This window comes from Streptomyces sp. NPDC001599, from assembly GCF_042893535.1.
In the GTDB taxonomy this organism is placed as follows: domain Bacteria; phylum Actinomycetota; class Actinomycetes; order Streptomycetales; family Streptomycetaceae; genus Streptomyces.
Genome location: NZ_JBIAVA010000018.1, coordinates 18,836 through 36,751, shown reverse-complemented (window position 1 = coordinate 36,751; position 17,916 = coordinate 18,836). Strand labels below are relative to the sequence as shown.

Sequence of the window (17,916 nt, the reverse complement as noted above, 5' to 3'; positions counted from 1 at the left end):
CCAGTCTTGTCTAGACCAGTTTCCCACATCGTGAAGCGAGCCGGGACGACCACGTGGGCCGCCCCGTACGGGTCCCGGACCGCGGCCTCGGTCCGGGCATCCGTCCCCCACAGACTGCCCCGCGCCGTTGTCGTACGCGAGCCGTACTCTGGGGCCCATGCAGACCTCGTCGGACCGGCACGAGTACCCCGCCCACTGGGAAGCCGACGTGGTGCTGCGCGACGGCGGCACCGCGCGCGTCCGCCCCATCACCGTTGACGACGCCGAGCGCCTGGTCAGCTTCTACGAGCAGGTTTCCGACGAGTCGAAGTACTACCGCTTCTTCGCGCCGTACCCTCGCCTGTCCGCCAAGGACGTCCACCGCTTCACGCACCACGACTTTGTGGACCGGGTGGGACTCGCGGCCACCATCGGCGGCGAGTTCATCGCCACCGTACGCTACGACCGGATCGGGGCCGACGGAACGCCCGCCACCGCACCGGCCGACGAGGCCGAGGTCGCCTTCCTCGTCCAGGACGCCCACCAGGGGCGCGGCGTCGCCTCGGCGCTCCTGGAGCACATCGCCGCCGTCGCCCGGGAGCGGGGCATCCGCCGCTTCGCCGCCGAGGTGCTGCCCGCCAACAACAAGATGATCAAAGTCTTCATGGACGCCGGGTACACCCAGAAGCGGAGCTTCGAGGACGGGGTGGTCCGCCTGGAGTTCGATCTCGAACCCACCGACCGCTCGCTGGCCGTGCAGTACGCGCGCGAGCACCGCGCGGAGGCCCGTTCCGTCCAGCGGCTGCTGCAGCCCGGCTCGGTCGCGGTCGTCGGCGCCGGCCGCACCCCGGGCGGCGTCGGCCGCAGCATCCTCGGCAACATCCGGGACGCGGGGTACACGGGCCGCCTGTACGCCGTGAACAGGGCCTTCCCCGAGGACATGAAGGAACTCGACGGGGTTTCGGCGTTCCGCTCCGTGCGCGACATCGACGGGCCCGTCGACCTCGCCGTCGTCACCGTGCCCGCCGAGCACGTCCCGGACGTCGTCACCGCGTGCGGCGAGCACGGGGTGCAGGGACTGGTCGTGATCTCCGCCGGATACGCCGACAGCGGCCCCGAGGGACGCGAACGCCAGCGCGCCCTCGTGCGGCACGCGCGCACGTACGGCATGCGCATCATCGGGCCCAACGCCTTCGGGATCATCAACACCTCCCCGGACGTGCGGCTCAACGCCTCCCTCGCCCCCGAGATGCCGCGCCCCGGGCGGATCGGCCTGTTCGCCCAGTCCGGCGCCATCGGCATCGCCCTGCTCTCCCGGCTGCACCGGCGCGGCGGCGGGGTCACCGGCCACACCGGCGTCTCCACCTTCGTCTCCTCCGGCAACCGCGCCGACGTCTCCGGCAACGACGTCCTCCAGTACTGGTACGACGACCCGGACACCGACGTCGCGCTGATGTACCTGGAGTCCATCGGCAACCCGCGCAAGTTCACCCGCCTGGCCCGGCGTACGGCGGCCGCCAAGCCCCTGGTTGTGGTGCAGGGCGCCCGGCACGGCGGCGTGGCACCCCAGGGGCACGCCGTACGGGCGACACGGCTGCCCCACGCGACGGTCTCCGCGCTGCTGCGGCAGGCCGGCGTGATCCGGGTCGACACCATCACCGACCTGGTCGACGCGGGGCTGCTCCTCGCCCGCCAGCCGCTGCCCGCCGGACCGAGGGTGGCCATCCTCGGAAACTCGGAGTCCCTGGGACTGCTCACGTACGACGCGTGCCTCTCCGAGGGCCTGCGCCCGCAGCCCCCGCTGGACCTGACCACCGCCGCCTCGGCCGACGACTTCCACGCGGCCCTGGCCAGGGCCCTGGCCGACGACACGTGCGACGCGGTCGTGGTGACCGCCATCCCGACGGTGGGCGAGGGGGCGGCCGGGGACGCCGCGCTCGCGGAGGCCCTGCGCTCGGCGGCGGCCGCGGTCCCCACCAAGCCCGTCCTCGTGGTCCACGTGGAGCTGGGCGGCCTGGCGGAGGCCCTGTCCGCGGCGACGAGCACGGCCCCGCAGACGGCCCAGGGCACCGCGTCCCAGGCCACCCCGGGTACCGCGTCCCAGGCCACCCCGGGCACCGGCCCCCAGGCGGCTCCGGGCACCACTTCCCCGGCGGCTCCGAGCGCGGTCTTCCCGCCCGGTCCGGGTGCCGGGCCGCCGGCCACCCCCGGCGGCCCGGCGTCCCAAGCCACTCCGGGCACCGCTCCCCCCGCCCCTCCCGGCACCGCCGATCAGCCTCCGTCCGGCCCGTCCGGCCCGCCCCGCCCGTCCGCCGATCCGGGCCGGCCGCCCTCCGCCGTCCGGGCCCCGGAGGGAGCCCACCTCATCCCCGCATACCCCGCCGCCGAGCGTGCCGTCCGCGCCCTCGGGGAGGCGGTCGCCTACGCCCAGTGGCGGCGCGAGGCGGCCGACCCGGGCAAGGTGCCGGAGTACGAGGACATCGACGAGAAGGGCGCCGCCCAGCAGATAGCGGGGCTCCTCGCGCGCGGGCAGGGGCTCACCCTCGGCAGCCAGGAGACCTGCGACCTGCTCGGCCGGTACGGCGTCCACGTGCACCGCGCCCTGCCCGCGGCCACTCCCGACGACGCCGCGGCCGCCGCGCGGACCATCGGCTACCCGGTCGCCCTCAAGGCCACCGCCCCGCACCTGCGCCACCGCGCCGACCTGGGCGGCGTACGCCTCGACCTCGCGGACGAGGAGCAACTGCGGCGGGCCTACGCCGAATTGACCGAGCTGTTCGGGAAGCCCGCGGAGCTGCGCCCGGTGGTGCAGGGCATGGCCCCGCGCGGCGTCGACACCGTCGTACGGGCGGTCATCGACCCGGCGGCCGGCGCGGTGCTCTCCTTCGGCCTCGCCGGCGCCGCCACGCAGCTGCTCGGCGACATGGCGCACCGGCTGATCCCGGTCACCGACCGGGACGCCACCTCGCTCATCCGCTCGGTCCGCACGGCCCCCCTCCTCTTCGGCTGGCGCGGCTCGGCCCCCGTGGACGCCGCCGCCCTCGAGGAGCTGCTGCTGCGGGTCTCCCGGCTGGTCGACGACCACCCGGAGGTCGTCGCGGTCACCCTGGAGCCCGTCGTGGTCGCCCCGCACGGCCTGAGCGTCCTCGGCGCCTCCGTCCGCCTCGCGCCCCCTCCCGCCAGGGACGACCTGGGCCCGCGGACCCTGCCGGCCTACTGACCCGCCACGGCCCGGGACGGGTACCGCAGGAGCGTCCCTCGCAGTCAGTGGGTCCCCGTAGGATGGACGGCATGGCCAAGACCAGTACGACGACCCAGGGGCTGCGAGCGGCGATCGAGCGCAGCGGCTACTACCCGGCCCTCGTGGCCGAGGCGGTGGAGGCCGCCGTGGGCGGCGAGCCCGTGCGGTCGTACCTGGTCCACCAGGAGACGACGTTCGACCAGAACGAGGTGCGCCGGCACGTGACCGTGCTGGTGCTCACCGGCAACCGCTTCATCGTCAGCCACACCGACGAGCAGGCCGCCGACGACACCTCCCCGACGCCGTACGCCACGACGTCCACGGAGTCCGTCAAGCTCGGCCGGATCTCGTCCATCGTCGTCAGCCGCGTCGTCGCCAACCCGGAGCAGTACAAGCCGGGCACCCTGCCCCGCGAGATCGTGCTGACCATCGGCTGGGGCGCCGTCTCCCGCCTCGACCTGGAGCCCGCCGCCTGCGGCGACCCCAACTGCGAGGCCGACCACGGCTACACGGGAAGCTCGACGGCCGACGACCTCAGCCTGCGCGTCAGCGAGGCGGGGGACGGCCCGGAGACGGTGCGCCAGGCGCTCACCTTCGCCCAGGCCCTCTCCGAGGCGACCGCGGACTCCGCCCGCTGATGGTGCAGCACACCGCCTGGGACACCCACCCGGAACCGCTCCCCGTCGACTCCGCCCCCGTACCCGAGTACGGCCGGGGCTCCCTCGCCGACCTGCTGCCCACCCTGGCCGCCGGCCTCGGCGTCCCCGGCATGACCGCGGGAATCACCGAACTGACCCCCGCCGACCGCAACTGCGTCTTCCTGATCGACGGCCTCGGCTGGGAGCAGCTGCGCGCGCACCCCGAGGACGCCCCCTTCCTGACTTCCCTCCTGGGCAGCTCGCGCGGCGGCACGGGTCGCCCGATCACCGCCGGCTACCCGGCGACCACGGCGACCTCCCTCGCCTCCGTCGGAACCGGTCTGCCGCCGGGCGCCCACGGCCTGCCCGGGTACACGGTGCGCAATCCCGACACCGGCGCCCTGATGAACCAGCTCCGCTGGCAGCCGTGGACCGCGCCGGGCCCCTGGCAGCCCCACCCCACCGTCTTCGGCCTCGCCCACGAGGCGGGGGTGCACGCTGCCCAGGTCTCCTCGCCCACCTTCGCCAACACCCCGCTGACCAAGGTCGCGCTCAGCGGCGGCGAGTTCCACGGACGCCTGTCCGGCGAGGACCGGATGGACTGCGCCGCCGAGCAGCTGGCCGGCGCCGACCGCGCCCTCGTCTACACGTACTACGCCGAGGTCGACGGCGCCGGACACCGCTTCGGCGTCGACTCCGACACCTGGCGCGGCCAGCTCGGACACGTCGACCGGCTGGTCCAGCGCCTCGCCGAGCGGCTGCCCCCGCGCAGCGCCCTGTACGTCACCGCCGACCACGGCATGGTCGACGTGCCCTTCGACGAGGAGCACCGCATCGACTTCGACGAGGACTGGGAGCTGAAGGCGGGCGTCGCCCTCCTCGGCGGCGAGGGCCGCGCCCGCCACGTCTACGCCGTCCCAGGCGCCCACAACGACGTGCTGTTCTGCTGGCGCGAGGTGCTCGGCGAGCAGTTCTGGGTGGCGTCCCGGGACGAGGCGATCGCCGCGGGCTGGTTCGGCCCCCGCATCGACGACCGGGTGTACGAGCGCATCGGCGACGTGGTGGCCGCGGCGCGCGACGACGTCCTGCTCATCGCCTCCGAGCGGGAGCCCAAGGAGTCGGCGATGGTAGGCAACCACGGTTCGATGACCCCTGCCGAGCAGCTCGTCCCGCTGCTCGAAGTACGCTCCTGACACCCGCGAAACACCCCGCGATCACCCCGTGACACGCCCGCGGACCTCTGCCTCGATGCCGAAAGGTGCCCAACCCCTCATGCCCGAGCTGGTGTTCTTCTCCGGAACGATGGACTGCGGGAAGTCGACACTGGCTCTCCAGATCGAGCACAACCGCTCGGCGCGCGGACTGGCCGGCATGATCTTCACCCGCGACGACCGTGCGGGCGAGGGCAAGCTCTCCTCCCGCCTCGGCCTCGTCACCGACGCGGTCGAGGTCGGGGACGGCCAGGACCTGTACGCCCACGTCGTCGACCACCTCTCGCAGGGCGGCCGGGTGGACTACGTGATCGCGGACGAGGCGCAGTTCCTCGCGCCGGACCAGATCGACCAGCTCGCGCGCGTGGTCGACGACCTCGACGTCGACGTGTACGCCTTCGGCATCACCACCGACTTCCGCTCCAAGCTGTTCCCGGGCTCCCAGCGGCTGGTGGAACTGGCGGACCGCGTCGAGGTGCTCCAGGTCGAGGCCCTGTGCTGGTGCGGGGCCCGCGCCACGCACAACGCCCGCACCGTGGGCGGCGTCATGGTGGTCGAGGGCGCCCAGGTGGTCGTCGGGGACGTCGCCCAGTCCCCCGACGAGATCGGCTACGAGGTGCTGTGCCGCCGCCACCACCGCAGGCGGATGACGAGCGCGACGGCGCGGGCGGCGGCGCTCTCGCCGGACGTGCTGCCGGTCTCCGCCACGTGAGTGCCGGGACCGGCGCGCGCCGGCCCTGATCAGCCGATGTGCTCGGCCACGATGAGCTGGAAACGCTCGAAGGCCAGCTCCACGGTGTTGTGCCGGGCGTCGACGGTGCCGAGAGAGGTGCCGTTGAACGGGTCGGTCAGGCGGTACCTGCCGCGGCCCAGGCCACGCAGCTCGACCGTTCCGTCCCACCGCCCGGCGTAGAACGCGTAGTGCAGGGTCGCGCCCTTCGCCACCACATGCGCCTCGGGCTTGTCGAAACCGATGTCGTACAGCTCGCCCCGGTACTCGCCCGTGGAGAGCATGTTCTCCTCGTACAGGTTCACCCACCGGCGCCAGAGGGCTTCCCTCTCCGGCGTGAGCACGATCCCGTCGTCCGGGCCCGCGGGGTAGGTGAACTTCGTCGACAGGACGGCTCCCACACCGTAGCTGGAAGCGAAGTCGTCGCCGCCGTCGCTCAGTTCGACGTGGTCGCCGGAGTAGCTGCTGCCCCGCCCCATCAGCGCCTTCATCGACTTGCCCTTCGTACGGACCTGGTAGGACGAGAGCGGGTCCGAGCTCGGGTACTGGTCGACGTAGGGGAGGTTGTGGAAGGCGAAGGCGGTGCCGCAGGGGCAGAGCTCCACCACGGCGTCGCGGTTCGCCTCGTGGGCGGCCTCGTACACCGCCTTCCAGAACCGCGCGAGGCCCTCGGTCGATTCTTCGGGGCGGGCATGCCCGTGCGCCGGGTTGTAGCAGGGCGCGACGGCGTTGAGGTGCTGGCCGTCGATCTTGAGCCCTTCGTATCCCCAGTCGCCGATGAACCGCCTCACCTGCCCGACGAAGTAGTCCACCGTCGGCCGGTACGCCGGACACAGCGTCCAGGCGTCCCACCAGCTCACGCGCTGCTTGTTGCCCTCACGATCCAGCAGGAGCATGTCGGAGTGGTTCCGGTACAGGCTGCTCTCCGGGTCCGCCGCCAGCGGAGCCCACCACAGGCGCGGCCGCAGGCCGGCGTCCCGGATCTGCTTGGTGAAGGCCCGCATGTCCCTCGCTCCCCGCGGGAACTTCCGCGGGTCCAGCTCCCAGTCGCCCTCGTTGGTCTGCCAGCCGTCGTCGAGTACCGCCCACTTGAGGCCGACCTCCCGCACCTTGGGGAGCGTTGCGACGACCTGCTCGACGGTGAAGTCCCGCTCGTAGCCCCAGGCGCACCACATGGGTTCCAGGGCCGGCCCGGGCGTCCTGGGCGCACGCCGGCCGATGTCGCTCATGTAGTCGCGATAGCGCTGGAGCGGTGCGAAGTGGTCGCCCGGCAGGGCGGTCAGGAAGGTGGTGTCGGTGGTCAGGCGCCGCCCCGGCTTCAGGGTCACAGGGGTGTCGCCCTCGACGGCGAGGCTCGCTCCGCCGGCCGTCCGGCGAACCGGCAGGCGCAGCATCCTGGCCACGGGTTCGACGTGCCCGACGGAGAGCCCGGCCCCCGGCCGCCACACGGTCGCCACGGGGGTGCCGCCGCCGTAGTCGGAGGCGTCCATCCCCAGCGAGTTCTCCTGGACGAACCCGTCCGTCATCGGCCGCACCCAGTCGCGACGGTCCTCGTACGTGGTTCCCGAGAAGGTGTAGAAGCCGCCGGGAACTTCCAGGAGTTCGTGGGCCCCGCTGCGCCATCCGGTGACCGCCAGCGGGGTACCGGTCCCGTTGGTGTAGGTCACCTTCATCACGATCATCCCGGTCAGACGCTGGAAGGAGGTCAGCTCCACCGTCTTGCGGACCCCGGTCGCGGACGTGCCCCAGACGGTCACTCCGACGCCCGCGCCGTGCCGGGAATGCCGGGTCCTGCGGGTCTCGTGCCCGCCGTAGGTGAACTCGTCGACCGCCCCGCCGTCCACCAGCAGGGCCTCACCGGCGTCGAAGCGGGTGACGTCGACGCCCTGCAACGCCACCCGGCTGCGCAGTCGGTCGTCGAACTCCAGGGTGATGGAGGTGTCGCCGACCCCGACGAGGTCGGGGCCGCTGCGCGGTGCGGCGGCCGCGGGTGTGGCGCCCGGAGCCACGGAGGGGAGGGCGGCCAGGCCGGCACCCCCCAGCGCCACCTTCAGTACGCTGCGCCGGTTCACATCCGTCATGTCGGCCTCTCTGTCGGAGCAGGCTCTGGTCTGTAACCGGCTCCTCGAACGGAGTCGGGACACCCGGTAGGGCGAGGGCGGCGCCATCGGGCTCCGGGTGGCCTGCATCGAGAACGTAAGTGGTATTCGATTGGCATGTCAATGGTCCAAAGGTCCGCCACGACCCAGGAGTTCACCTCGTGCCGGTGGGGAAGCGAGGGGTACGGGTGCCTGCGCGGCCGGTGGAACCGGTACGCTTCTGGTATGACCGAAGCGAGTACGCCGATGCCCAGAGGCCTCTTCGCCGACGATGCCCTCCCGCTGTACGAGCGCACGGCCGCGCGGCTCCTCGAGGACCTGCGTGCCGCCGCCGCCCGCCCGGGTGACCGGCTGCCCTCGGAGCGGGCCCTGGTCACTCGGTACGCCGTCTCGCGCGTGACGCTGCGGGCCGCGCTCGCCCAGCTGGAGGCGCGAGGCGTCGTGCGGCCGTCGTCGTCGCGCGGGTGGTTCGTCGCCGAACCGGGCCTGTTCCCCGAAGTGGTGACCGCGCCGGCCTCGACTGTTCCCCAGGTCCAGGGATTCGCCGACTACGCCGAGGCCAACGGCCTGACGACGGCCAGCAAGGTGCTCTCCGCCACCGTCCGCCCGGCCACCGTGGCGGAGGCCGAGCAGCTCCGGATCGCCCCGGGCGCCGACCTCTTCGACCTCCACCGGCTGCGCTTCCTGGACGGCCTGCTCGTCGTGCTGGAGCACAACCGGCTGCCGCTGTCGGCCTGCCCTGCCCTGGCCGACACCGACTTCAGCACCGCCTCGCTGTACGCCACCCTGCGTGCCGCCGACCCGCCGCAGCTTCCCCGGGTCGCCGACTACTCGGTCGAGGCCCGCCACCCGACGGCGCGGGAGATGGAGCTGCTCGAGATCGGGGCGACCATGCCGATGCTGGTCGCGACCCAGCTGACCTCCAACCAGGACGGCCGCCCGATCGAACTGACCGTCCAGGTCTACCGGGGGGACCGCTACCGGTTCCGGGCCTCCATCACCAACCAGACCTGAACGAACGGTCCCGTACCGTCCTGCCCGGGCCGGGCGTCGGAGCAGCCGACGTCCGGCCCGTCGCCGTTTCATCAGGCATCCGGGAATACCAGAAGCATACCAATAGAGACTATTGACGGCCGAAAATAAGACCAGTAACGTTCCGCATGAGCTTCGGGCCATGCGGCAAACGAGCTCAAATTGCACTTCAGTAAGGGGTTGGCAATGCAGAGCCCGTTGGACGAGATCGTCCGGCGCCAGAAGGCCGGACGACCACAGGGCATCACCTCCGTGTGCTCGGCCCATCCGCTGGTCATCGAGGCGGCCGTGGTGCAGGCACGCGAGACCGGTGGTCCGGTACTGGTAGAGGCGACCTCGAACCAGGTCGACCAGTACGGCGGCTACACGGGTCTGCGTCCCGCCGACTTCCGTGACCTCGTGCACGGCATCGCGAGGGAACACGGTCTGCCACTGGACCGCGTCATCCTCGGCGGAGACCATCTCGGACCGAACCGGTGGCAGTCCCTGCCGCCCGACGAGGCGATGCGGCAGGCCGATGCCCTGGTCGCGGCCTACGCGGAGGCGGGCTTCACCAAGATCCACCTGGACTGCAGCTTCGCCTGCGCCGGTGACCCCGCGCCGCTGACCGACGACGTGGTCGCCGATCGCGCCGCGCGGCTGATCCGGGTGGCCGAGGACACGGTGGGCCCCGAGCGGGCGGAGCGGATCCGGTATGTGATCGGTACCGAGGTGCCGACGCCCGGCGGCGCGCACGAGACGCTCGGCGCTCTGGTGCCCACCACGCCCGAGGCGGCGCGCGCGACCCTGGAGCAGCACCGGAAGGCGTTCGCCCGGCACGGCGTCGAAGGGGTCTGGCCCCGCGTCATGGCCCTGGTGGTGCAGCCGGCCGTGGAGTTCGACCACCTACGGGTCGTCGACTACCGGCGGGAGTCGACCGAGGAACTGCGCAAGGTCCTCGACGACGAGCCCACCATGGTCTACGAGGCCCACTCGACCGACTACCAGACCGCCGAGGCGCTCAGCGCACTGGTCGAGGACCACTGGGCGGTCCTCAAGGTGGGCCCCGGGCTGACCTTCGCCCTGCGCGAGGCGCTGTTCGCCCTCGCCGCGATCGAGGACGAGCTGGTGCCGGCCGGCGAGCGGTCACGCCTTCCCGAGGTCGTGGAGCGGCGGATGCTCGCCGAGCCCGCCCAGTGGGAGGGCTACTACCCGGGCGGCGACGCCGAGCAGCACCTCGCACGCCGCTACAGCTACAGCGACCGGATGCGCTACTACTGGACCGACCCCGAGATCGAAGCGGCCCAGGCCCGGCTGCTGGCCAACCTCTCGGCCGCGGCCGTCCCGCTGCCCCTGCTCAGCGCGCACCTTCCGCTCCAGTACGCCCGCGTCCGCCGCGGCGAGCTCGCCGCCCGCCCTCGCGAACTGGCCGTGGACCACGTCCGTGACGTCCTGCGCGAGTACGACCGCGCCGCCGACCAGAACCAGAACCAGAACCAGAGGGAGTACGTGTGACCACGCCCCCCGGCACGCTGCCCTTCGACGACAGCGCTGTCCACACCGTCCGTGAGATCGCCCAGCAGCCCGCCCTGTGGCGGGAGGTCGACCGAATCGTCGGAGCCTCCCGGGAAGCGCTGGACGCGTTCCTGGGTCCGCTCGTGGCGCGCGGCGACCTGCGCGTGGTGCTCACCGGCGCCGGGACGTCCGCGTTCGCCGGCCAGGTGCTCCAGCCCTCCCTGGCACGGCACTTGGGGCGGCGCGTCGACGCGGTTCCCACCACGGACCTCGTCGCCGACCCCCGCGGGTGCCTCGCCGAGGACCTGCCCACGCTGCTGGTCTCCTTCGCGAGGTCGGGCGACAGCCCCGAGTCCGTCGCCGCCACCGCCCTGGCCGACCAGGTCCTCTCCGAGGTGCACCACCTCGTGATCACCTGCAACGAGCAGGGCCGCCTGGCGCGCGAACACGCGCAGCGGCCGCAGTCGCACGTGCTGCTGATGCCGGCCGCGTCCAACGACCGCGGCTTCGCCATGACGTCGAGCTTCACCTGCATGACGCTCGCGGCACTGCTCGCGCTGGGCAAGGACGCCTGCGAAGGGGTCGCCGAACGCCTCGCACGGGCAGCGGAGTCGATCATCGAGGGCGCCGCCGCCGACCGCACGGCCGGCGCCCTGGTGGACCGCGCACCGGAGCGCATCGTCTTCCTCGGCAGCGGCTCGCTGAAGGGACTCGCCGAGGAGTCCGCACTGAAGGTGCTGGAGCTCACCGGCGGGACGCTCATGGCCGTCGCGGAGTCCTCCCTGGGATTCCGGCACGGCCCCAAGGCGGTGCTCAACGAACGTTCGGTCGCGGTGGTGTACGTGTCGAACGACCCCTACACCCGGCAGTACGACCACGACATCGTCGCGGAGCTGCGCGGAAACCTTCCTGACGGCAGTGTCGTCGCGGTCTGTGCCGAGACCGGCGCGGGAACGGAGGGCACCGATGCCTGGCCGCTCCCGGGCCTCGGCGACGTCGAGGACGCCGCCCTGGCCCTGCCCGCCGTGGTGTACGCCCAGCTCATCGCCCTGCGCGCCTCCCAGGCCCGGGGCCTGCGGCCCGACAACCCGTTCCCCTCGGGTGAGGTCAACCGCGTGGTGCGGGGCGTGACCCTGCACTCCTTGAACGACTGATCGAAGTCAGCGACGGCGCGGATCGAGGGCGCCGGACGGAGGTACGACGATGTTCCTGGGTGTCGACGGCGGCGGTACGAAAACCGCGTTCTGTCTGGTCGACCGGTCCGGACAAGTGGTGGCGCGTGCCCAGGCGGCAAGTTCGTACTACTTCTCCCACGGCATCGAGCTGGTCGAGCGTGTGCTGAGGGAAGGGGTCGGCACCGTCTGCGCGGCGGCCGGACTGGCCCCGGCCGACATCGAGTACGCCTTCTTCGGCCTGCCCGGTTACGGGGAGGCGGCCCACGACCTGCCCGTCCTCGACGCGACACCGCGGGCGGTGCTCGGGCACGACCGCTACGCGTGCGACAACGACATGGTCTGCGGCTGGGCGGGTTCGCTCGGCGCGGCCGACGGCATCAACGTCATCAGCGGCACCGGCTCGATGACGTACGGCGAGCGGCAGGGCCGGGGCGTACGCATCGGCGGCTGGAGCGAGTCGTTCGGCGACGAGGGATCGGCCTACTGGATCGCGATCCGCGGCCTCAACGCCTTCTCCCGGATGAGCGACGGACGGCTCCCCGAGGGCCCCCTGGCCGGGGTGTTCCGCAGCAGGCTCGGCCTGGAGTCCGACCTCGACGTGATCGACGTCGTGCACAACCGGTGGCAGGGCGACCGGGGCCGGATCGCCGCACTGAGCCGCTCGGTGGCCGATGCGGCCGCATCCGGCGACGAGACCGCCGCGGCGATCCTCGCGGAGGCCGGCCGCGAACTCGCCCTGCTCGTGGAAGTCACCCGCGAACGGCTCGGTTTCGGCCCGGACGAGACCGTGCCCGTCTCCTACTCCGGCGGTACCTTCGGCGCCGCCCCGGTCCTGGAGGCGTTCACCACCGGACTGAAGGGCAGCTTCGCGGGCTACGAGCTGCGACACCCCCTGTACGAGCCCGTCGTGGGCGCTGCCCTGTACGCGGCGAAACTCGCTGGAACCCCGCTCGACCGGCCGGCGCTCGACGCGCTGCGCAAGGCCTCAGGGTCCCTCGCCCCAGGAGAGGACGAACAATGAAGAACGGCACAAGAGGCTGGATCCTGTACGCGTCGCTGCTGGTCCTGTTCTGGGGAGTGTGGGGCGCCTTCTCCAGCGAGCCGAACAGCAGGTACGGCTACCCCAACGAGATGATCTACATCATCTGGGCCTTCACGATGCTCATCCCCGCGTACTTCGCGATGCGCGGCAGGACCTTCGACCGCAGGCCGGTCGCCGCGATGTACGGACTGATCGCGGGACTGACCGGCGCCGGCGGACAACTGCTGCTGTTCCAGGCGCTCGCCGACGGCCCGGCGTACCTGATCTTCCCCCTGGTGTCCCTGTCCCCGGTGATCACCGTCCTCATGGCGACGGTGCTGCTGCGGGAGCGGATCACCCGGCTCGCCGTCGTGGGCGTGGTCGCGGCGCTGGTGGCGATCGTGCTGCTCAGCATCCCCAGCGGCGGGGGCGACTCGGACGCGCACGGCCCCTGGCTGCCGATGGCCATCCTGATCTGTGTCGCCTGGGGTGTGCAGGCGTTCTGCATGCGCAAGGCCGCGCTCGTCGGGGTCAACGAAGCGACGACCTTCGGCTGGATGACCATCAGTGGACTGCTGCTGGTTCCGGTGGCGTTCGCGATCATGGGTGGCTTGCCGTCCGGGGCTCCCTGGCAGGCGCCGGCGCTCACCGCGGTGACCCAGGTCCTCAACGCCGTCGGCGCGCTGTTCCTGGTCATGGCGTTCAGCCGGGGCAAGGCCACCGTGGTCGCCCCCGTCACCAACGCACTCGCCCCGGTCCTGACCATCGTGCTGTCCCTGGCGGTCTACCAGACGCTGCCCAGCATCTGGGGCGCCCTCGGCATCGTGCTCGCCCTCGCGGGCTCGACGCTGATGGTCTACAGCGACGAGAAGAGCGGCGAGAGTTCCGTGGCACCGGGTGTGGCGGACGGCGACGTGAGCTCCGTCGGACGCTAGCCCCGAACGCCCACCCACCCGAAGCAACACGAAAGCGAGGGGAAGCACCCCCATGCCCCTGGTTCCCACGCGCGAACTCGTCTCGAAGGCCGCCGTCGCCGGCCGGGCCGTCGCGGCGTTCAACGTGATCACGCTGGAGCACGCCGAGGCGATCACCTCCGGTGCGGAGGCCGCGGGCGCCCCCGTGATCCTTCAGATCAGCGAGAACGCCGTGCGGTTCCACGGCGGCCGGGTCGAGCCCATCGCGCGGGCCGCGGCCGAGGTCGGCAAGGCCTGCGACATCGACGTCGCACTGCACCTGGACCACGTGACGGACCCGCGGCTGCTGCGCGGGGCGGCCGACGCGGGGTTCTCCTCCGTGATGTTCGACGCCGGGGCGCAGCCCTACGCCGAGAACCTCGCCGCCACCCGCGCCGCGGCGCAGTGGGCCCACGGCGCGGGCCTGTGGCTGGAGGCCGAACTCGGCTACGTGGGTGGCAAACCCGACGCCCCCGCGAGCGCCCACGCGGCCGGGGTGCGCACCGACCCGCAGGAAGCGGCGCGCTACGTGGCGGACACCGGCGTGGACGCGCTGGCCGTCGCCGTCGGCAGCAGCCACGCGATGACCGAACGCTCCGCGTCCCTTGACCACGCACTGATCGAACGACTCCGCCAGGCCGTGCCCGTGCCCCTGGTGCTGCACGGTTCGTCCGGAGTCGGGGACGACGAACTGCGGCGGGCCGTCCGGGCGGGCATCCTGAAGGTCAACGTCGGTACCGCCCTCAACATCGCCTTCACGGGCGCGGTCCGCGAGACCTTGGCGGCGCGCCCCGACCTGACGGACCCCCGCCCCTACGTCGCGCGCGGCCGGGAGACGATGGCGGAGACGGTACGTGCCCTGCTCGCCGTGGTGAGCGGCTGAGCGGGGCCGAGGCCCGCGGGGGCCGGCAGGCGTACGGCCGTCCCCGTCACCCCGTCACCGCTCCACGTGCAGCAGCGTGAACCGCGCCCCCTCCGGATCCGCCACCGTCGCCATCCGGCCGTGGGGCGTGTCGTGGGCCGGGGCGAGGACGTGTCCGCCCAGGTCGACGAGGCGCGCCGCGGACTCGTCGGTGTCGGCCACCTCGAAGTACGTCATCCAGTGCGGCCCCCGGTCGCGCGGCAGGGCGTCGCCGACGCCGTGGAGGCCGGCGACGGGGCGGCCCTCGATGCGCAGGGTCACGTAGTCGCGGTCGGGGGAGGGGTCCGGGAGCAGTTCGAAGCCGAAGACCGTCTCGTAGAACTTGGCGACGCTCGCCGTCTCGTACGTCAGCAGCTCGTTCCAGGCCGGTGTGCCGGGCCGGCCCGTGACGGCCGTGCCCAGGTGTGCGGCCGCCTGCCACATGCCGAAGACGGCGCCGGCCGGGTCGGAACCCAGGGCCATGCGGCCGGCCTCGCCCGCGTCCAGGGGGCCGACGCCGACCGTGCCACCGCACAGGCGCACCGTCTCGGCCGTCCGGTTGACGTCGTCGGAGGCGAAGTACGGCGTCCAGGCGGTGGGCAGCTGCCGGTCCGGGGGCAGCTGCCCGATGCCGGCCACCTCCCGCCCGTCGAGCAGGGCCCGCGCATAGGGGCCCAGTTGCTGAGGGCCGGGCCGGAACTCCCAGCCGAACAGGGCACCGTAGAAGTCGTGGGTGGCGGCCGGTCCGTGCACCATCAGACTCACCCAGCAGGGCGTGCCGGGCGCGCGTCGGGCGTTCGTCTCGCCGATCCGGCTGTCCGATCCCCGTGCGTCGGTCATCGTCACCCTCTTCTCGGCCCTCCGCGGGCCGTGCGTCCGCTTCCGCTCCGACGGGCCTCGGCACCGGCACCGGGTTCCGGTGCGTGCTTCGGGCGTGCTCGCGCTCGTGGGCCGGCCCGCCTGCCCGGGCAGTACAGCATGTGGCCGAACCCGTACGCCTCGTGACCGGTACTGTCCGGCGGGCAGAGTAGCCCGACAACGACGCCTCGGCCACTCGGTACGTCAGGATGGGGCCATGAACGCCATCATCTCCGCATCCGAACTCGCCGACGAACTGGCGGGCGCCAATCCGCCGGTCCTGCTCGACGTCCGCTGGCAGCTGAGCACGGCGAAGGCGGCCGGCGCCCCGCAGTTCGACGGCCGGGCCGAGTACGCGGCCGGGCACCTGCCCGGTGCCGTCTACGTCGACCTGGACCGCGAACTGGCCTCCGCACCCGGGGTGAACGGCCGGCACCCGTTGCCCGAGGTGGGGGAGTTCGGCGCGGCGATGCGCCGGGCGGGCGTGTCGCACGGGCGGCCGGTCGTGGTCTACGACGGCGGGCAGGGGTGGGCGGCGGCCCGCGCCTGGTGGCTGCTGCGGTGGACGGGTCACCCGAACGTGCGGGTCCTCGACGGCGGGTTGCCGTCCTGGGAGGCGCCGCTGTCGACGGACGTCCCGGCGTCCGCGGAGGGCGACTTCACGCCGTCGCCGGGCGCGACGGGGCTGCTGGACGCGGACGGGGCGGCCGCGCTGGCCCGGTCCGGGGTGCTGTTCGACGCCCGCGCGGGGGAGCGTTACCGGGGCGAGGTCGAGCCGATCGATCCGGTCGGCGGCCACATCCCGGGCGCCGTGTCCGCGCCGACGACCGGCAACGTGGCCCCGGACGGGCACTTCCTGCCCGCCGAGGAACTCCGGGCACGCTTCAAGACCCTCGGCGCCACGGAGGACGGCGCGGTCGGCGTGTACTGCGGCTCGGGCGTGTCGGCTGCCCACGAGGTGCTCGCGCTGGCGGTGGCGGGGATTCCGGCGGCGCTGTACGTGGGCTCCTGGTCCGAGTGGTCGTCGGACCCGGCCCGGCCGGTGGCGGTGGGCCCCGACCCGCAGTAGGTGAGTGCGCTGAGCGTGGGTGGCAGTCTCGCGCGCGGGAGACCCGGGTCGCCGCGCGTGGGGCCCCGGCGTGTGGCGGGAGCCGCGCCCGCCCAGGGATGAGGGCCGGACCGGGGCCGGACCGGCGCCGGACCGGGGCCGGGGGCCGGACCCGGGGGCAAGGCCCCGCATCGTGGATGGCGCAGCGCCCGCACGAGGGCCGCACGCGCAGGCCCGTCCGCGGCAAGGCCGCACGCGCGGTGGGCCGTTGGCACGAGGTCGGGGCCGCACCCACCCGGGTGCGGCCCCGACCTCGGTCGCTCATTCGGCGAAGACCGGACTACTCCTGCTTCTTGCGCCGCGTGCCGAACACGATCTCGTCCCAGCTCGGTACCGCCGCGCGGCGACCAGGCCGGACGCCGTCGGCCTCGGCCTGGCGGTCGGTGGAGCCGGTGAGGCGGTCGCGGTGGCTGGCCACCGAGCGCGGCATGAGCACGTCGGCGTACGCGGAACCGGCCGACGCCGCGGGCGCGGGCGGCTCCTCCACCTCGGGTTCCTCGACGGGCTCCTCCACCGGATCCGGAGCGCGCTCGGGCACCACGAGGTCACCGCGGAAGCTCGGTACGGCCTCCAGCAGGCTGGTGAGCGAGTCGCGTTCGCGCTCGGCCGAGGCGGTGGCCGCGGTGTCGTCGGCCGGCTCGGACGGCGGCGGCGGGGGCAGGCTCGGCCGCTCCCGCTGCTCCCGGTCGAGGGTGCGGTCCAGCGGCCGGTCGCGCGGCAGTCGGGCGATGCGCGGCACGAACGGGAAGCTGGGCTCGGGCGCGGCGAGGTCGTCGGACTCCCCGATCAGCGCGCGTGCCTCCGCGTCGACGGCCTGTACGAGCCGCCGGGGCGGGTCGTACGTCCAGCTCGCCGAGTGCGGTTCGCCCGCGACCAGGTAGACCAGCAGAACCTCCCAGGTGCCGTCGTCGCGGCGCCAGGAGTCCCACTGGACCGTGTCCTTGTCGGCGCCGCGCAGCAGCAGCCGCTCCTGGACGGCCTCGCCGAGCGGCGGCCCGGAGTTCTCGCCGGGACGGCGGACGGGGGTCTTGCGGGCCCGCTCCGCCATGAAGGCGCGCTCGGCCAGCACGGGGCCCTCGAAGCGCCGTACGCGATCGACGGGGATGCCGGCCATCTGGGCGACCTCTTCCGCGGTCGCGCCGGCACGTATACGCGCCTGGATGTCGCGGGGGCGGAGATGGCTCTCCACCTCGATCTCGATCTGGCCGAGGCGGGGACGGTCGCCGCGCACGGCGGCGCGGAGCCGCTCGTCGATCGGAAGCGTGTACTCCGTGCTGTCCGCAGCCTTCAGCACCAGCCGTGTGCCGTCATTCGAGACGGCCACGACACGCAGTTCGGGCATGGGGACCTCCCGGGTGGTGCCTGCCGACGTCACGTGCGTCGCTGCTTCCGCTCTGTCGAGTGTGGCCTGCCCGGGTGCAGCCTGCCACAACCTTGCCGAGTTGCCCGGCGTGTCGGGCGCGGGCCCTGGATCGC

Annotated in this window: 14 protein-coding genes; 11 read left to right on the top strand and 3 right to left on the bottom strand. The window is 73.1% G+C overall.

Translation table 11 applies throughout. From position 1 onward, the window contains the following. Nucleotides 1-157: 157 nt before the first annotated feature. The 4 genes from ACFYZ3_RS32640 to ACFYZ3_RS32625 all read left to right on the top strand — a co-directional run bounded on the left by ACFYZ3_RS32640 (nucleotide 158) and on the right by ACFYZ3_RS32625 (nucleotide 5,781). Nucleotides 158-3,199 carry a GNAT family N-acetyltransferase gene (locus ACFYZ3_RS32640; protein ID WP_388525335.1) on the top strand — a complete coding sequence of 1,014 codons (3,042 nt, stop codon included), beginning with the start codon at nucleotides 158-160 and terminating at the stop codon, nucleotides 3,197-3,199. Between the two features lie 62 nt (nucleotides 3,200-3,261). Next, nucleotides 3,262-3,858, top strand: a complete 597-nt coding sequence (locus tag ACFYZ3_RS32635) for a DUF5998 family protein (RefSeq protein ID WP_003973177.1) — start codon at nucleotides 3,262-3,264, stop codon at nucleotides 3,856-3,858. Continuing rightward, entirely contained in the window at nucleotides 3,858-5,051 is a 1,194-nt protein-coding gene (locus ACFYZ3_RS32630) for an alkaline phosphatase family protein (RefSeq protein WP_388525332.1), read from the top strand. Before ACFYZ3_RS32635 ends, ACFYZ3_RS32630 begins: the two co-directional genes overlap by 1 nt. Before the next feature lie 79 nt (nucleotides 5,052-5,130). Beyond that, nucleotides 5,131-5,781, top strand: a complete 651-nt coding sequence (locus ACFYZ3_RS32625) for a thymidine kinase (protein WP_356862447.1) — start codon at nucleotides 5,131-5,133, stop codon at nucleotides 5,779-5,781. Nucleotides 5,782-5,810: 29 nt separating this feature from the next. Here the strand turns inward: ACFYZ3_RS32625 and ACFYZ3_RS32620 are convergent, their stop codons facing one another. After that, nucleotides 5,811-7,880, bottom strand: coding sequence for a glycoside hydrolase family 36 protein (locus tag ACFYZ3_RS32620; RefSeq protein WP_388525330.1), 2,070 nt, complete (start codon nucleotides 7,878-7,880; stop codon nucleotides 5,811-5,813). A gap of 243 nt (nucleotides 7,881-8,123) precedes the next feature. Between ACFYZ3_RS32620 and ACFYZ3_RS32615 the strand changes: the two genes are divergently transcribed. The 6 genes from ACFYZ3_RS32615 (at nucleotide 8,124) to ACFYZ3_RS32590 (ending at nucleotide 14,456) form a co-directional block, all read left to right on the top strand. Further along, nucleotides 8,124-8,912, top strand: coding sequence for a GntR family transcriptional regulator (locus ACFYZ3_RS32615; protein WP_388525328.1), 789 nt, complete (start codon nucleotides 8,124-8,126; stop codon nucleotides 8,910-8,912). A 204-nt stretch (nucleotides 8,913-9,116) separates the two neighbouring features. Continuing rightward, nucleotides 9,117-10,424, top strand: a complete 1,308-nt coding sequence (locus tag ACFYZ3_RS32610; RefSeq protein WP_388525326.1) for a D-tagatose-bisphosphate aldolase, class II, non-catalytic subunit — start codon at nucleotides 9,117-9,119, stop codon at nucleotides 10,422-10,424. Next, nucleotides 10,421-11,578 (top strand): SIS domain-containing protein, encoded by a 1,158-nt coding sequence (locus ACFYZ3_RS32605; RefSeq protein WP_388525324.1) that lies wholly within the window; start codon nucleotides 10,421-10,423, stop codon nucleotides 11,576-11,578. The genes ACFYZ3_RS32610 and ACFYZ3_RS32605 overlap by 4 nt, the downstream gene beginning before the upstream one ends. A gap of 49 nt (nucleotides 11,579-11,627) precedes the next feature. After that, entirely contained in the window at nucleotides 11,628-12,620 is a 993-nt protein-coding gene (locus ACFYZ3_RS32600; RefSeq protein ID WP_388525322.1) for an N-acetylglucosamine kinase, read from the top strand. After that, nucleotides 12,617-13,555 (top strand): DMT family transporter, encoded by a 939-nt coding sequence (locus ACFYZ3_RS32595; protein WP_388525320.1) that lies wholly within the window; start codon nucleotides 12,617-12,619, stop codon nucleotides 13,553-13,555. Before ACFYZ3_RS32600 ends, ACFYZ3_RS32595 begins: the two co-directional genes overlap by 4 nt. Before the next feature lie 52 nt (nucleotides 13,556-13,607). After that, nucleotides 13,608-14,456, top strand: a complete 849-nt coding sequence (locus tag ACFYZ3_RS32590; RefSeq protein WP_388525317.1) for a ketose-bisphosphate aldolase — start codon at nucleotides 13,608-13,610, stop codon at nucleotides 14,454-14,456. Nucleotides 14,457-14,510: 54 nt separating this feature from the next. Here ACFYZ3_RS32590 and ACFYZ3_RS32585 read toward each other — a convergent pair whose 3' ends face one another. After that, nucleotides 14,511-15,314 carry a VOC family protein gene (locus ACFYZ3_RS32585; RefSeq protein WP_388525315.1) on the bottom strand — a complete coding sequence of 268 codons (804 nt, stop codon included), beginning with the start codon at nucleotides 15,312-15,314 and terminating at the stop codon, nucleotides 14,511-14,513. A 235-nt stretch (nucleotides 15,315-15,549) separates the two neighbouring features. Here ACFYZ3_RS32585 and ACFYZ3_RS32580 point away from each other — a divergent pair, with 235 nt between their 5' ends. Then, entirely contained in the window at nucleotides 15,550-16,401 is an 852-nt protein-coding gene (locus tag ACFYZ3_RS32580) for a sulfurtransferase (RefSeq protein WP_388525312.1), read from the top strand. A gap of 319 nt (nucleotides 16,402-16,720) precedes the next feature. Here ACFYZ3_RS32580 and sepH read toward each other — a convergent pair whose 3' ends face one another. Next, nucleotides 16,721-17,782 (bottom strand): septation protein SepH, encoded by a 1,062-nt coding sequence (gene sepH, locus ACFYZ3_RS32575; RefSeq protein ID WP_356862469.1) that lies wholly within the window; start codon nucleotides 17,780-17,782, stop codon nucleotides 16,721-16,723. Nucleotides 17,783-17,916 lie beyond the last annotated feature (134 nt).

Excerpts from the sequence above, each read along its gene's own strand:
- ACFYZ3_RS32640 (WP_388525335.1), top strand. The coding sequence starts at position 158 with ATGCAGACCTCGTCGGACCGGCACGAGTACCCCGCCCACTGGGAAGCC.
- ACFYZ3_RS32635 (WP_003973177.1), top strand. The coding sequence starts at position 3,262 with ATGGACGGCATGGCCAAGACCAGTACGACGACCCAGGGGCTGCGAGCG.
- ACFYZ3_RS32630 (WP_388525332.1), top strand. The coding sequence starts at position 3,858 with ATGGTGCAGCACACCGCCTGGGACACCCACCCGGAACCGCTCCCCGTC.
- ACFYZ3_RS32625 (WP_356862447.1), top strand. The coding sequence starts at position 5,131 with ATGCCCGAGCTGGTGTTCTTCTCCGGAACGATGGACTGCGGGAAGTCG.
- ACFYZ3_RS32620 (WP_388525330.1), bottom strand. The coding sequence starts at position 7,880 with ATGACGGATGTGAACCGGCGCAGCGTACTGAAGGTGGCGCTGGGGGGT.
- ACFYZ3_RS32615 (WP_388525328.1), top strand. The coding sequence starts at position 8,124 with ATGACCGAAGCGAGTACGCCGATGCCCAGAGGCCTCTTCGCCGACGAT.
- ACFYZ3_RS32610 (WP_388525326.1), top strand. The coding sequence starts at position 9,117 with ATGCAGAGCCCGTTGGACGAGATCGTCCGGCGCCAGAAGGCCGGACGA.
- ACFYZ3_RS32600 (WP_388525322.1), top strand. The coding sequence starts at position 11,628 with ATGTTCCTGGGTGTCGACGGCGGCGGTACGAAAACCGCGTTCTGTCTG.
- ACFYZ3_RS32595 (WP_388525320.1), top strand. The coding sequence starts at position 12,617 with ATGAAGAACGGCACAAGAGGCTGGATCCTGTACGCGTCGCTGCTGGTC.
- ACFYZ3_RS32590 (WP_388525317.1), top strand. The coding sequence starts at position 13,608 with ATGCCCCTGGTTCCCACGCGCGAACTCGTCTCGAAGGCCGCCGTCGCC.
- ACFYZ3_RS32585 (WP_388525315.1), bottom strand. The coding sequence starts at position 15,314 with ATGACCGACGCACGGGGATCGGACAGCCGGATCGGCGAGACGAACGCC.
- ACFYZ3_RS32580 (WP_388525312.1), top strand. The coding sequence starts at position 15,550 with ATGAACGCCATCATCTCCGCATCCGAACTCGCCGACGAACTGGCGGGC.
- sepH (WP_356862469.1), bottom strand. The coding sequence starts at position 17,782 with ATGCCCGAACTGCGTGTCGTGGCCGTCTCGAATGACGGCACACGGCTG.